The 14,556-nt window shown below is 62.9% G+C and carries 13 protein-coding genes; 5 read left to right on the top strand and 8 right to left on the bottom strand.

Annotated elements, in window-relative coordinates; all coding sequences use genetic code 11:
* Positions 1 to 245: 245 nt before the first annotated feature.
* Both RX329_RS13555 and RX329_RS13560 read left to right on the top strand, forming a co-directional pair.
* Positions 246 to 431, top strand: a complete 186-nt coding sequence (locus RX329_RS13555; RefSeq protein ID WP_007612798.1) for a hypothetical protein — start codon at positions 246 to 248, stop codon at positions 429 to 431.
* Between the two features lie 143 nt (positions 432 to 574).
* Positions 575 to 916, top strand: a complete 342-nt coding sequence (locus RX329_RS13560; protein WP_007601491.1) for a phasin — start codon at positions 575 to 577, stop codon at positions 914 to 916.
* Positions 917 to 1,103: 187 nt separating this feature from the next.
* On the opposite strand, the gene RX329_RS13565 is transcribed toward RX329_RS13560, so the two are convergent.
* From RX329_RS13565 to RX329_RS13575, 3 genes are all read right to left on the bottom strand, one after another.
* The gene (locus tag RX329_RS13565; protein WP_317245928.1) at positions 1,104 to 1,421 is read right to left on the bottom strand and encodes a cytochrome c; all 318 of its coding nucleotides are present in this window, start codon (positions 1,419 to 1,421) and stop codon (positions 1,104 to 1,106) included.
* Between the two features lie 292 nt (positions 1,422 to 1,713).
* Positions 1,714 to 2,544, bottom strand: coding sequence for an alpha/beta fold hydrolase (locus tag RX329_RS13570; RefSeq protein WP_085350638.1), 831 nt, complete (start codon positions 2,542 to 2,544; stop codon positions 1,714 to 1,716).
* A gap of 155 nt (positions 2,545 to 2,699) precedes the next feature.
* Positions 2,700 to 4,496, bottom strand: a complete 1,797-nt coding sequence (locus RX329_RS13575) for a ShlB/FhaC/HecB family hemolysin secretion/activation protein (protein WP_317245929.1) — start codon at positions 4,494 to 4,496, stop codon at positions 2,700 to 2,702.
* A gap of 130 nt (positions 4,497 to 4,626) precedes the next feature.
* Between RX329_RS13575 and RX329_RS13580 the strand changes: the two genes are divergently transcribed.
* Together RX329_RS13580 and RX329_RS13585 are read left to right on the top strand one after the other, a co-directional pair.
* Entirely contained in the window at positions 4,627 to 5,913 is a 1,287-nt protein-coding gene (locus RX329_RS13580) for a FecR family protein (protein ID WP_317245930.1), read from the top strand.
* Positions 5,914 to 5,973: 60 nt separating this feature from the next.
* Positions 5,974 to 8,712, top strand: a complete 2,739-nt coding sequence (locus RX329_RS13585; protein ID WP_317245931.1) for an EAL domain-containing protein — start codon at positions 5,974 to 5,976, stop codon at positions 8,710 to 8,712.
* Between the two features lie 390 nt (positions 8,713 to 9,102).
* On the opposite strand, the gene RX329_RS13590 is transcribed toward RX329_RS13585, so the two are convergent.
* The 5 genes from RX329_RS13590 to RX329_RS13610 all read right to left on the bottom strand — a co-directional run bounded on the left by RX329_RS13590 (position 9,103) and on the right by RX329_RS13610 (position 13,194).
* Positions 9,103 to 9,837: a hypothetical protein gene (locus RX329_RS13590; protein WP_085361067.1), complete on the bottom strand. Its 735-nt coding sequence runs from the start codon at positions 9,835 to 9,837 to the stop codon at positions 9,103 to 9,105.
* A complete protein-coding gene (locus RX329_RS13595; RefSeq protein WP_085361068.1) occupies positions 9,834 to 10,250 on the bottom strand; it encodes a phage holin family protein in 417 nt (138 codons plus the stop codon). Before RX329_RS13595 ends, RX329_RS13590 begins: the two co-directional genes overlap by 4 nt.
* A complete protein-coding gene (locus RX329_RS13600) occupies positions 10,247 to 10,927 on the bottom strand; it encodes a hypothetical protein (protein WP_201263829.1) in 681 nt (226 codons plus the stop codon). The genes RX329_RS13595 and RX329_RS13600 overlap by 4 nt, the downstream gene beginning before the upstream one ends.
* A gap of 11 nt (positions 10,928 to 10,938) precedes the next feature.
* A complete protein-coding gene (locus RX329_RS13605) occupies positions 10,939 to 11,922 on the bottom strand; it encodes a DUF3618 domain-containing protein (RefSeq protein ID WP_317245932.1) in 984 nt (327 codons plus the stop codon).
* A 987-nt stretch (positions 11,923 to 12,909) separates the two neighbouring features.
* Positions 12,910 to 13,194 (bottom strand): hypothetical protein, encoded by a 285-nt coding sequence (locus tag RX329_RS13610; RefSeq protein WP_085384818.1) that lies wholly within the window; start codon positions 13,192 to 13,194, stop codon positions 12,910 to 12,912.
* Positions 13,195 to 13,438: 244 nt separating this feature from the next.
* Between RX329_RS13610 and rocF the strand changes: the two genes are divergently transcribed.
* A complete protein-coding gene (rocF, locus tag RX329_RS13615) occupies positions 13,439 to 14,416 on the top strand; it encodes an arginase (RefSeq protein WP_317245933.1) in 978 nt (325 codons plus the stop codon).
* Positions 14,417 to 14,556: the final 140 nt, after the last annotated feature.

Genomic DNA, 14,556 nt, shown 5'->3' on the forward strand with positions numbered 1-14,556 from the left:
CAGACGAAGCATCGCTGCGCCAACCGTTAGGCTTGCCGGAGGGGTTGTTTCTTGACATAGTTACAACCTCTTCAGGTGTGCGCGCTTGCACATGTAGCTCGGCGTGCGAATACACCGGGCTTCCCCCCGGGCGGAAGGCGCGCCGTCGCCATAGCATCCGGTTATAGCATCCGGTTGTGGCGTTGGGTTCTTAGTTGGGACCTCGATGTTGGATCACGAAGTCCGATGCTTGTCATAGGTGCGAGATGAAGAACCTCAATTTCGCAGCTGAGCTGCACCTCAAGCTCGGCGCGCCTGCAAGCGGCACCGTCGAAAGCCTGCGCCTGCTCCGCGCCTTTCTGAAGCTTGCGCCCCGGCAGCGTTTCGAGGTCATCAAGCTCGTCGAGGACCTCGCCACCGAAGAAACCCTCCCCGAACACCCCCTGTCGTGAGCCAGCCTGCGCGCCGGCTTTACGCCTTGCCCTTCGTATTCCTGCCACAGCCGGCCGCCGGGCGACGTCTTCCCCGGGGCTGGACGCTGGCAGGCGATCCGGCAAGTGTGGTATTCAGTTCTGAAAACGGGAGGAGTGCGACCATGATCGAACCGAAGCTCGAAGTTCCGGCCGAACTGCGCGACCTGGCCGAGAAGACGATTGACCAGGCGGAAAAGGCGTTCGGCATGTTTTTCGAAGCCGCCACCAAATCGATGACGACCGTTCCGGGCGCGGGGGCGGACGTGTCGAAGCAGGCGCTCGCTTTCACCGAGCAGAACATGAAGTCGGCGTTCGAGCATGCCCGCAAGCTCGTTCATGCGACCGACCTTCAGGAGGCGATGCGAATCCAATCGGATTTCCTGCGCAGCCAGTTCACCAGTGCCGGAGACCACATGCGCCAGATGACCGGTAGTCTGATGCAACCGGGGAAGGGCAAGTCCTAATTCTCGGTATGTTCACGGCGCGTCCACAGATTGGACTTGCACGGCGTGAATATCCGCCACTGGTATCGGTATGATGGGCCGTCGAATGGACCTCATTCGCCGCCCATCATCCTTTCCGCTGATCCCTGTCGGTTCTCAGGCAGGGATTTGCATCTGTCGCAGGTGTCTTGACCAATCGGTCGCTCTGCTAACGCAGCGATGCGATGTAGGCCGCGATATCGGCGGCTTCGATCCGGCTCAAGGGGAAATTCGGCATCTTCGGGTGCGGGTCTAGCAGGAAAAAGGCGAGTCTTTCCGAACTGAAGTCAGGCCTGCGCGCAACGGACACGAAAGAGGGGACGTCGGCGCTCGCCTGAGTCTGGCCGTTCGCCACGACATGGCAGCTGGCGCACCAGCGCCTCGCAAGGTCGGCGCCGTGATCTGGATCGGCGGCGAGAGCGGACGACGTGCCCACGCTCAAGGCCACGGCAACCAGCAGGCAAATTCGTCTCAAATGCCGGTGCATAGGGCAACCCTGTGTGTTGTTGGCTAGCGACGCCGTCCTCATCCGCAACACGAACCCGGAAACTGCGAGAGGTCGATGCGGGCGATGATCGACCGCAGCAGCTTGCGAGCCGAACGATAGAGATGCCGGGCGAATCTCGGCGTCCTTGCCGCGGGTAGGCCAAAGCTTGTCGTATCGATTCTTTTCGTATCAAGGCTTTCGATGGAGTGCGACACGTGCCTCTCCGAGATGGCGAGGCTCTTTCTATCGGGGTAGGCTTGCGGCAGCCTTGATCTGCCGCAAAGGGGCCGGACTAATAGTCGCCGGGGTTCATGATCATCGGGCTTCGTGTATCGGCCGGGGCGAGCGCGCTGCTGGCGCTGTCGCGCAGGAAGCGGTCGAGTGTCGCCTGGATCTTCTCCTTGACCGCATCGGGACCGCGATCGCTCATCTCGGTATGCTGTGCGCCAGTATGGATGATGTCGATGCCGCGCGCCTTGGCCTCTTCCGGCGTCGGCAGCACGCCGGGATCGGTTACAAATTGCGGATCCTTCGAGCGGAACGACAGGATCTTCATGTTGTCGCTAAGCACGAATGGCACCCGCAGATTGTCGAGCGTGATCACTTTCGACACCAGCTCCGGGTGCTGATGGGCGACGTACATCGAAACGTCGCCACCGTTGGAATGGCCGACGAGCGTGATGTGGTCGTAGTCGGCATTCTCCTGCCGCCGCTTCAACTCGCCCAGGGTGAAGAGGATGTTGGCCTCGCAGCGGATATAGACCTCGCGCCGGCCGACATATTGCTGACCGGCCTTGGTCATCAGCGGCGGATCGCTCGGCAGATCCTGCTGGATGCTGGCGACGAGATAACCGCGTGCGGCGAGCACGTTGGCCAGGAAGGAATATTCAGTGGCCTTGACGGTATTGCCATTGCTGATGATGGCGAGCGGGAGCTTCCAGAGGCCAAGATTGGCCTTGGTCTCGTAGTCGCGCCGTACAGCGATTTCGACCGCAATCGGCCGCTGGCGGGCGGCGTCGAACAGGGGCAACACCTCATGGCGGATCGCGAACCGGCTGACGACGAAATACTGGCCGACGCCGAGGACGCAGAGAAACGCCAGAACTGCAAACACCCTCTTCATGGTTCCGTCTCAAATCACTTTTGACTGAACATGGCCATTGGGAACTCCCGGATCGAGAGATCGTGAGCAGGTTACGGGATTAAATTTAGGCAAGACTGTGCGCTGGGCTCAAAAAAGGGCCGCATGTCGGGGGCTACAGCGCGAAGGACAAGGGTTTACAGACAGCCGCCCTTGCCGCGTTCGGAGCAGAGCCGCAATGCGCTTGACAGAGTAAACAGAAAGCGCGGGCTGCGGCGCTCGTTGTCGGGCGCCCGGTAGCTTAGGGGGACGGCCACGCCGAGATCGGCCTGGAAATCGTCCGGCAGGAAGAACCGCACGCCAGCTCCAGCCGAGGTCAGCGACAGACCCTCGTTCAGGCGGTAACCGTGGTTCCAGACTGCACCGGCGTCACCGAAGGCGTAGAGCTGATAGCCGGTCCAGTAGCGGAAATTGAGCTTCTGGTCGAAGCGCAGTTCGAGCGAGCCGGCAAGACCGTTGTCACCGCTGATCTCGGCTGCGCCATAGCCGCGCCCGAAGGCAGCGCCGCCGAGATAGAATTGCTGCGAGGTGAACAGCGGCCGTGACGCCGTCTGGGTCGCAGCGGAGAGCTTGAGCGACCAGACGTCGTTGAGCGTCTGGTAGCGCGTGAACCAGAGGTTCAGCACGGAGAAGTTCGATGACGCGCCGTCGCGCGACAACAGGTCGTCGTCGAAATGCGAGGCACCGAAGATGTCGAGGCCCTGGCGGTAGGTCAGCGTCGCGAAATTGGTGCCGCCGAAATGATCCTGGAGCCGGTAGTCGGCGGTCAGGCTCGCGGTCCTGATGTGGTCGTTGTACCAGGGGCCGTAAAGGTCATGCTCGGACACGTTGCTGAAGGTCGTCGCCGCGGTCAGGGTCAGCGAGGAGGATTGCGACTGCAATGGGACGATGCTGGCACGCAGCTCGAAGGCCTCGGTCGTGGTGATGTCGCTGTCGAGGCGGCGGGCATCGCCCGGCCGAACCGCGCTGTACAACACGGACCCGCCGAGACGCACGCCGTCGACGCCGACAGGTGCGTCGTAGGACAGCCGCGCGAAGCCAAGCTGGCGGGGGTCGTTGGCGATGGTCGACAGGTTGACCGCCAGCGTGTCGCCGGCCGTGAGATAGGAGTTGAACGCGCCGGTCGCATAGGTCTGCCACGGACCGACTGATGATGAGCCGAGATTGTCCAGACCGAACGACGAGAAGACGTGCCAGGTCTTCAAATAGACAATGAGGCGGAAGCGGCCGGTTGCACCGCCGATCTCCTCCAGTGCGGTATCGGTGATCCGGACGCCAGGTCTGCCGTTGACGAGAAAGAGCTGACGCTCCAGCGTTGCCAGGCGCGACGGTTGCTCAGCCAGAACCGGCCCAAGCATCGGTCTCACGCCGAACTGCTCGGCGCCATCGCCTTTCAGCTCGGCCTGCACGATGGCGCCTTCGATCACCTGGATCCGGAGCAGGCCGTCGGCAATGTCCTGCGGCGGCACGATCGCACGGCTCAAGTGAAAACCATCGGCACGGTAGAGATCGCTGATCGCGCCGGCGATCGCGGCGAGATCCGCCTGCGAAACCTTCTTGCCGACATAGGGCTGGTAGACCGCGGCGATGCGATCGGGGGAAACGGCGCGGGCTCCGCTGACGTTGACGCCGCGCAGCACGAATTGAGGTTTGGTATCGCCGCCGGTGCTGGGCTGGTCGACTGTCGGGAGCCTGACCGGCGGACGGCTCAGCGATTCCCGCTCGGTTTGGTTCTCAAAATATTTCTGAGGTTGGCGCGGATCGAACCCCGGCTGGTTCGCCTGCTGCGCGAAAGCCTGAGGAACTCCCGCGAAGATCGGCGCCAACAGCACCGCTGTGGTAATGAGATGCCGCTTCCCAACGCGCGCGACTCGCTTGTCCCCGTAGTTCGACGGAGATGTGCCCCTGATGCTATAAGGGTTCGTTAGCCACATGATTTTTCATAGTTTTTTATGGTCAACGAATGGTTAACGCGACCGCTCCGCTGGCCGCTTCCCGCTAATCCTATGTTGAGTGATTTCGGATACCCCTCAAGGCCGGCTGTAACGCGGACTGAGGATCGTCATGCTGAACAAGGTTGGAATGCGGTGCGCCTTGGCGGCTGCGCTGATGCTGGGAACGGCTTCCGCCGCATCCGCTGCGGATGATGGCGTCTGGTCGGTTGGCAAGGCCACCGGCGAGGTGTGGGTCGCCACCAGCGGCGCTCAGCAAGTGTCCTTGAGTCAGCAGGAGGCGCTCAAGCCCGGCGACACCATTCGTACCGGACGTAATGGCCGCGTGCTCCTCGTCCGCGGCGAGGAGACCATCCTGATCTCTCCCAACTCGGTGGTCGGCTTGCCGACGGAGAAAAAGGACGGTCTCTCGACCACCATCATCCAGCAGGCGGGCTCGATCCTGCTCGAGGTCGAGAAGCGCAACGTCAAGCACTTCGAGGTCGAGACGCCCTATCTCGCCGCCGTGGTCAAGGGCACCCAGTTCAGCGTCACCGTGAATGCGGGCAGCACCAAGGTGGGCGTGCTTCGCGGCCAAGTCGAGGTCTCCGACTTCAAGACCGGGCAGATCGCCCAGGTCCTGCCGGGGCAGGCCGCCACCGTCTTCGAGCATGGCAAGCCCGGCCTCTCTCTGAGCGGCTCCGGTACCTTCAATCCGATCGAGCACGGCAAGCCGCGCGCCTCGAGCATCGAGCGCGTCCCGGTGCCGAAATCGGGTCTGTCGGCCCCGCGCAACGCCGCGAGCGGCCATGCGATCCATGCGCTCGGTCCGATCGACAAGGGCGCCAAGGCGGCCGGCGCGCTCAAGCCATCGCAACCGGCGGCCGGAGCTCACGCGTCCAAGGGCGGTGCTGCAAAGCCCGGCGTCGTGCGCATCTCGAGTTCGCTGGGCGAGGTCAAGCTCAACGTCCACAAGGTCACGCACGGGCTCGCCCACGGCGGCGGTGCCCCCGGACAAGTGCGCAACGCGCACGCCGGCACCGAGACGGTCTGGAGCGACTCGAAAGCGAGCACGACGGCATCCAACAGCACCGGCCAGACTGCGGTCACCACGAGCAGCGGCGTGACGGCTGGCAGCACCAGCTCCTCGGCCGCCAGCACGACAATAGCCGCGACGACGGCCGGTGCGTCCAGCGACGGCTCTGGCGGCGGCAGTGGAAATTCCAGTGGCAAGTCCAACCCCGCCAAGGGCAACTCCGGTAACGGCAATTCCGGCAATGGGAATTCCGGCGACGGTAACGGCAACAACGGCGCCACCGGTAACGGTAGGGGCAACAACGGCAACGGCAACGGCAACGGCAACGGCGGCGGCAACGGCAGCAATGGCCACGGCAATGCCTTTGGCCACAACAAGCACTGAGGCGATTTCGTAGGGGATGAGGGGGCGTACCTGCAGAAGCAGGTGCGCGGGAGGATCGGAGTGACGCGCTATCGTCCGCATATTCTAGTCGTGACCGCGCTGGCGACCGTGCTGTCCACGGGGTGGCATGGTGCGCTTCGCAACGCGCTGACCGACCTGCGGTTCGCATGGCAATCGCGTGCCGCGAGCGGCAACGTCGTCGTGGTGGCCATCGACGCGCCCTCGATCGACCAGATCGGGGTGTGGCCCTGGCCGCGCCGGCTGCACGCGGAATTGTTGCACAGGTTAGAGGCCGCGGGGGCGCAGGACGTCGCTTTCGACGTCGATTTCAGCTCGCCATCCGATCCCGCCTCCGACGAGGCTTTCGTCAACGCGTTGCGTAAGGCCGGCGGCTCGACCATCCTGCCGTCCTTCAAGCAGCCCGCGCCGAATGGCGGCGCAGCTCACATCAATCGCCCCCTCAAGCCGTTCGGCAACCAGTCGTGGCCGGCGCTGGTCAATGTCGCGATCGAATCCGACGGGCTCGTTCGCCGCTATCCGTTCGGCGAGAAGCTCGGCGATGCCGTGATGCCGTCGATGGCCGTCGTGCTGGCCGGGCAGAACGCCAATCGGCGGCCGCCTTTCCTGATCGATTTCAGCATTCGGGCGAACTCGGTTCCGAGTGTCTCCTATGTCGACGTGCTCCGCGGCGAAACCGCCGCTCTGGACAAGCTGAGAGACAAGAAGATCATCATTGGAGCGACGGCGCTCGAGCTCGGCGACCGCTTCAGCGTTCCGAATGGCCGTATTATCTCCGGACCCATCCTCCAGGCGCTGGCAGCGGAATCGATCCTCCAGAACCGGATGCTGCGCTGGACCTCCGATACCGGCATGATCCTGGGTCTCGCTGGGATCTGCCTGCTGATGGTGTATTCGTGGCGCCGCTTCGGACCGGGAATTCGCGCCGCAATCCTGATCTCGGCCGGGGCGGTTTTCGAGCTGCTGGCGGTCCTGGTGCAAGCAAGATGGCCCTTCATCATCGACACATCGTTGTTCCACATCGCGATTGTGGCTTATCTGACGGCGATCGCACTCGACGAAATCGATTTCCGCGGTCTCTTGGGGCGCATCGCCGAAAGCCGCTTTCATCGTATCGCGATGTCGCTCGGCGATGGCCTCGTCTGCACCGACGAAGGTCAGCTGATCACCGTGTGGAATCCCGGCGCCAGTGCGACCTTCGGCTATATGCCCGCCGAGATCATCGGCCGCCCGTTCGAAACGCTGTGCGCCGTGTCGGTGGACGGTGACGCGAGGCCGTCCATGCGCGACGCCGCGCGCCAGGCCCTCCTGGTCCCTGGCGGGGCGGTCGTCGTCGAGTTCGAAGGGCGGCGCAAGAACGGTGAAACTTTCCCGGTCGAGGCGAGCTTCTCGGGCTGGCAGGGAACGGACGGCTTCCAGTACGGAGCCATCCTGCGCGATATCTCGGTCCGCAAGCGTGAGGCCGAACGCGTCAGATATCTCGCCGAGTACGACGCACTGACCGGTCTTGCCAACCGCAACACGCTGCATGCAGGGCTGGTCGGCATGATCGCGGATGCGGGGCAGCGCCCTTGCGAGGTCGCCCTGCTCGTGATCGGGCTCGACGGCTTCCAGAGCATCAATGACATGCTGGGTCATTCGGCCGGAGATCTCGTGCTGCAGGCGGTCGCTGGTCGCCTGAGAGCCGAGGCGCGCGGCGCTGTCGTTGCCCGGCTTAGCGGAGACGAATTCGCCATTGCGCGCAAAGGCGCCGATGGCGACCCGCCAATCGCAGAGTTCGCCGAGCGCATCGCGCGCGCCTTCGAAGCGCCGCTTGCGACCGGCACGCGGCAGCATCGCGTCAGAATCAGCATCGGCGTCGCCATCCATCCGGAAGGCGGGCACAACGCCGACGATCTCCTGAGCAATGCCCATCTCGCTCTGAGCAAGGCAAAGCTGACCCGGCGGGGCAGCCATGTGATCTTCGAGAGCGCGATCCGGGAGGAGCTGGAGAACCGGCTGACGCTGGAGAGTGAATTGGCGCTTGCCGCCGATCGCGGCGAGTTCGAGCTGTTCTACCAGCCCCAGGTTCGCCTGGTCGACGCCAGCCTGGTCGGGGCCGAAGCGCTGATCCGCTGGCGGCATCCCGTGCGCGGCTACGTTTCGCCAGGAGAGTTCATGCCGGTGGTCAATAGCTCGGCCCTGTCCGAGCGGATCGGAAACTGGGTGATGGAGACCGCCTGCCGGCAGGCACGCGCCTGGGAATTGTCCGGCGACAGAGTGCGCGTCGCGATCAATTTGTCGCCCTCGCAGTTGCACTCCGGCGATCTGGCGCATTCGGTTGCGGGGATGCTCGAAGCGACGGGGCTCACACCGTCGCTGCTCGAGCTCGAGGTCACCGAGGACATCCTGCTTCATGATGAAGCGCGCGTGCTCGACATGTTCAAACGCATCCAGCAGCTCGGCGTCCGCGTCCTGTTCGACGATTTCGGCACCGGCTATGCAAGCCTGAGCTATTTGAAGAAGTTTCCGCTCGACGGGCTCAAGATCGACCGGTCGTTCGTGTTCGGTCTGCTCGCGGATTCCGACGATGCCGCGATCGTCGGGTCGACCATCGGCCTCAGCAAACAGCTCGGACTGACAGTCGTGGCCGAAGGCATCGAGAATCGCGCGACGGCCGACTTCCTGGTGAGCATGGGATGCGAGGAAGGCCAGGGTTATTTCTTCGGCCGTCCGATGCCGGCGGAAGCATTCGAGCGGCAATTCCTCGCAGCCGAGTGCGCCGCCGTCAGTGCCGCCTGAACACTTGAGCTTCGATGAAGGTTCCCGCGACATCGCTCAAGTCGCAGGACGGCCGCTGACGGGAAAACCAGAAAGCTGATCGATCTTCCGTATCTGGCTTATCGGCGAAGTGTCGGCCCCTCCCAAGAGGTCCGCTTATCAGGGCATGACGGACCAGAGTTGCTGACGTTGAGATCTTGGCACTGTGACCACAAGCGGTCATCGCGATGACCAGGAGCTGTTCTTACCGACAGCGCGCACAGCATCCCCGAAGCGGATCTACTGCTACGAGGAGCGCTGATCACGAATCGGGGAGCGCGAGCTGGCCACCTGGATGATGCACTGATTTACGCGGAATAATTCGGAAGAGTCGCCGCGGACGCCGCGACGACTCTTCGTGGCCACAGCACATCAGGACGACTTGGCCTTTTCACGGGCTGCTTCGACTGCATCGATCCCGGTCTGCCTGATCCGATCCAGAGCCTCGCCGCCGGTATCGGAAACCTCTGCCAACAGCGTGTCGGAGTTTTCGCGCAACGCCTGCGAGACGGCACCAACACGGCTGTTCAGGTCGGCCTTCACAGCATCGCTGGTCTCTCCGACATACTCATTTTCGATGTCGGTTGCTCTAAATGCCCCTGCGACTGCAGCGCCGATGGCCAAGCCGACGACGCCAAGCACCAGCGGTTGCTTTTCGAGCATATCAGACAACGACGACTTTGCTTTTGAGACGGCTTCGCCGCCCGGAACCTGGTCGCCTACTTTGGCGAAGCCGTCCCGCACCATCTCTACGCCGCTCTCAAACTGGGCCCTCATCTTGTCGGCGGTGTCTGACAGAACGCTGGATGCGGCGCCCTTGGCTGACCGCAACGTATCGTCGCCATCGAGTGACCCTACGTGATCCATTTCGGGCGCCGTGGGAGGCGCCGCAGTGCGCTGGAGCGCCGATGCCGCAGTCCGCATCGTGCTCACTCCGCCATCGACCACACCGGACGCGGCAGCCGCCGTGGACCGAGCCGCGCCCTTGATCCTGTCGTCACCAGCCATAAGCCACAGCGCGCCGCCTCCAATAAGGACGGCGGCGAGGGGATTTTCCTTGGCCGCTGCGACCAGACTATCGAAAAAGCCAGTTTGCGTGCTGCTCATCGGACCATTCCCTTCACAGTGTCCTTGTCCTTTTCCAGCTGCCGGATGGTCTCCCGCGGCGCAAGATTACGGGCGTCCAGCCGGTTGATGCCGACCGCAAACAGCACGCCCGCGATGGCGCCAGCGACAATCGCGGATGTCAGGTAGGAAAGCGGTTGAGACCATCCCGCGGAGATCAACGCCGCGGACAGCGCCAACAGCGCCATCACAAGGGCAGGGATCACCAGGAGAGCGCCACCGGCAAGGAGGCCTGCTGCTCCCGTTATCTTCTGCGCTCTGTCGCTGAGTTCAGCCTTGGCCAAGTCGATCTCGTTCTGGAACAGCTTGGCGAACTGGCCCATCGCTTCGGCTACCAGCGTGGAGATGGTCCGAAGATCGTTCTGGCTTGTCTCGATATCATGCTGAATGGTCATGACACGCTGCCGCCTTTGAAGGACGTTGTTCGCTGCGGATTGTTGCCGGGCGCCGATGAGCCCTGCATTGATGCGTGACCGGCCTTGGCGGAAGACGTGGTTCCGCGCCATTCGTCGCCCTGCGTCGAGGACGTTCCACTGTTCGTTCCAGGTCGCGATGAAGGCGAGTCACCGCCGGAGGCCTTCAAGAAGCGGACGGCGGCGAAACCGGCGAGCACCGAGACGCCGAGGAAAGCAGCTGGCTGACGCTTCGCGAAATCGGTTGCGCCATCGAGGAGATCGCGGAAGCTGCCGTTGCGGATCTTCTCGGCGGTATCTTCAACATAGTCCGCGGCGGAGTTGATGCCGCGGGCGGCAAAAGGCACATCGCTCTCGAAGGCGCGAGCCGCTTCCCGAACATTGCCGGCAAGTCGCTCAATGAACTCGGCTCCAGTCCGCTGCTGCTCGCGTGCCTGGCCGCGAATCTGGTCCATGGTCCCCGAAGCGAGGTCCTTGGCCGCATCCCCGGCTTCCTTGAACTTGTCCTGGGCGACATCAGCGGTTGCGCGGAAGGCCTCGTCGGCCCGCTGCTTCACAGTTGCGCCAGCCTCCGCCATTTGGTCCTTCAGGTTCTTGGGAGATCCCGCGTTCCGATCTTCATTTGAATTCGTGTTTCTGCTCAGGTCTAGATCGCTCATGATGCGTTCCTTCAGGTATTGGAATTGCGGGAGGGATTGAAAGCGGCTCCGACGACGTCGTCGGCGGCTGTCTTGAGGGAGTCAGCGAGGTTCTGAGTCATGCGGCTGGCATGCTCACCGAGGCCGGCCTCAGCGACCCTGCTTGTTGCCGCGTCGGCTGCCGACACTGCGGCATCTTTTGCCGCGTCAAATCCCGATTGAGCCGCCTCGGCAGCGGCCCGCTTCACGCCGTCGCTCGTCTGGCCCATTGCCTTGGCTTCAACCTTGGTTTCCGGAAGAGCGGCTGCGACGATGGCTCCCATCGCCACGCCAAGGCCGGCGATCAGCGCGGCATTATCGCTGATAATCGCGCGAGCTTGTTGGGGCGCTCTGCCGGCCGCGTCCTTCGCTGCGGAGGCACCGTCCTTCGCCGCATCCACCCCGCTCTTAAGCTTCTCGCCAATAGTGTCGGCGGCCTGGGTAGCCCGTGCGCGCAAATCCGCCGCGAGACCGGCAGTCGAATCTTGCGCGATATCGGCCATGCTGGCGGCCTGATTACTGGCGGAAGATAGTTGATCCCTGAGATCGCCTTGCATGGCGCGCGCTCGGCCCGCCATGTCCTCGAAAACCTCGCCCGCCTTGTCCATCGCAGGGCCGGAAACCTCGGAGGCGCGGACTCGCACGGTTTTCGAGGTGAGCGCCAAGCCGGCACCGATCATTAAAAGCGGCAGGGGGACACCGCGCGCCAAGCGCAGAAGTGGAATCGCCACCGCGGTCCCGGCGGCCACCGCTCGCATAGGGTTGTCCATGATTTGCTGTTTCAGTCCGTCGACCCAGCCCTTTGTCGTATGGGTGACGTAGTCGGATACTTCCGACTTGATGTGCTGCGGCGAGACCTTGAGGCGGATGTCCTCGGCCGTCTCCGAGACCTGTTCTTTCAGCCGATCGACCGTAGCGGCCAACTGAGCGCGACTTCGCTCGGACTCACGTCTTAATTCCTCCACGGACCGCGTCATCGCATCACCCTCTCTCGCTTTTCGGATTTCTTGCAATCCAACTCACGGTTTTTTGAATTGTTCCTATTGCGCGCTCCAGCGGTGCATTCCATTCACAGAGCGCACTTGGCCCGGGCGAGAGCGCGATCTGATCTTCGCCAGCGAGACTGCAATACAACTCTGGAGGTGTCTGTGGCAGCTCAGACGGGAGTAGATATCAGCCTACCGGCGCAGAGGACCGCATGGTCTGTTTTTCTGTAGGCCCGGGCGCCGACCTTCATGGGGAGAGGTCCGGGTCCGTCGGGTGCACCGCTACTGCACGCCTTTATTGTCATCGGCAGCTCAATTCTGGTGCCGATTAGGATCGAAATGGAGGAGCTACGATTGAGGCCTAACTGGGCTGAGCGCCAAGAACAAACCAGCTAAACGACAGCGGATCTCGGATCAGCAGGAGTGGCGCACATGAGCGCTAGACGATCGCCAGCAGCATACTCGCCAGTCGTACTGGCCGGATCGGCGGCAGCAATCCGCAGTCCCGCCCTGTTTGGAGCATCCGCAATTGCCTCGCGAGAAGGAGGTCATCACCGAACTCCGCGGTGGCCAAGGAGTTGCGGCATAAGCTCAATTAGCTGTCCCCTGACGCGAGTGAAAGCCGATCCAGGAACGAAGAGCACAACGGTGCGTTCGGCACCTTTCGGGCTAATCGATGCTCACAGCCGGAGTGGACTGCACCGTCCTCTCACGGGAAGGCTTGAGCTGCTTTTGGCCCTTGCCGAAGGTCAATTGAATGCGTGTGCTTTTGATCCGAAGCCGACCGTCTCTACTAAACTGATGGTATGGACGAGATTTTCACAAACAACCGATCGGCGCGACAATGTAAGATGAAATCAGTCGGGGGAGGTCTCGCTTATTGCGTGATCCCAATCGCTGCAGGTCCGCTGCTCTCTGCGGCGACTGTGTTGCCGGTAAACCGGACATCAGGCGGCAGCCGCTTCCTGAGCACATGCGTTAGCGCCGACGCGCGACCGCGACGCCGAACAGGAAAGCAACGAACAGGCTGGCGAGCGGCGCTTCGCGCGTGATCGCGGCGACGGTCGCGAGGGGCCGGCCGGGCTTTCGCGCTTCGTCGATTGCGGAGGTTATGCGGTCGACAGCAGCATGAAGGCCACCTGCGATCTCGCCGACTGTGTGGGATACGTCCGTCGCTGCGTCGATGGCGCGCTCGGCCATGCCGGGATGCGAGGTGGATTGCGGGATCTCCGTGCTCAAGTGCGCGACCTCCGGGCTGATCATGTGACGGAGGCCGATACCTTTGGCTATCCGCGCGAGCGCTCGTTCTGAACAGCGGGTCGCTTGACCTTTGGCTATCCGCGACAGGCGCCGTGGTTTTTACGGCGGGTACCGGCCTTGAATGAGCAATTCGGCGCGCGGGCTTTTGTTCCGAGATGATGCGCCCCTGCGCGGACCGCCCCCCGTCAAACGACGGATGCGAATCTCTGTTAGGCTGGCTCAATCTTGCTGATCTCAGGAGACAGCTGTGACCGACCCGACCACGACGGATCGAGCCCGGCGTATCGCCTTGCTCGGCGCTCCCATCGACATGGGGGCTTCGCAGCGCGGTACCCTGATGGGCCCTGCGGCGCTCCGCACCGCCGGCCTTGCGACGCTGCTCGAGAGCCTGGATTTCGAGGTCGTCGATTACGGCGATCTCTCCGTGGCGGAGCTCCGGGACCTCGCAGACAGGCCGCCCGACAAAGCCAATCACTACCGCGAAATCCAGCGCTGGACGCGCGTGCTGAGTCACAGAGGCTACGAGATCGCGAAAACCGGCGCGCTGCCGATTTTTCTCGGCGGCGATCACACGTTGTCGATGGGATCGGTGAATGCCATGGCCCGTCACTGGCAGGAGCGCGGACGCGAGCTGTTCGTGCTCTGGCTCGATGCACATGCCGACTACAACACGCCCGAGACGACGATCACCGCCAACATGCACGGCATGTCGGCGGCATTCCTTTGCGGCGAACCCGGCCTCGACGGATTGCTCGGCGATGATCCCCGTGCCCCGATCGGTCCCGATCGGCTTGACCTGTTCGGCGCGCGCTCAATCGATAAGCTCGAAAAGGAGTTGATCCGCACGCGCCGGATTAGGGTTGTCGACATGCGGCAGATCGATGAGTTCGGCGTCGCCGTGCTGATCCGCCGCGTCATCGAGCGCGTCAGGGCCAGCAACGGCGTGCTGCATGTCAGCTTCGATGTCGATTTTCTCGACCCCTGCGTCGCACCCGGAGTGGGCACGACTGTGCCGGGCGGCGCGACCTATCGTGAGGCGCATCTGATCATGGAGCTTCTGCATGATTCCGGCGTGGTCGGATCAGTCGACATCGTCGAGCTCAATCCGTTCCTCGACGAGCGTGGCCGCACCGCGCGCACCGCGGTCGAACTGATAGGCAGCCTGTTCGGCCAACAGATCGCCGACCGTCCGACCCCGAGCAATGCGATCGCGCCGGGCGAGTGACGGACGAGCCGTTTGTGCATTGCGAAGAAGAGAACTGCCGTCGTCGCCACCGGATGTAGATCAGTCCAGATGGAAATCGCCCGTTTTTGAAACAGGTGCGAATTGCAAATGCTCGTCGCAGAATGTTTCATGCGGGTCGC

The organism is Bradyrhizobium sp. BWC-3-1, from assembly GCF_032917965.1.
GTDB lineage: Bacteria > Pseudomonadota > Alphaproteobacteria > Rhizobiales > Xanthobacteraceae > Bradyrhizobium > Bradyrhizobium canariense_D.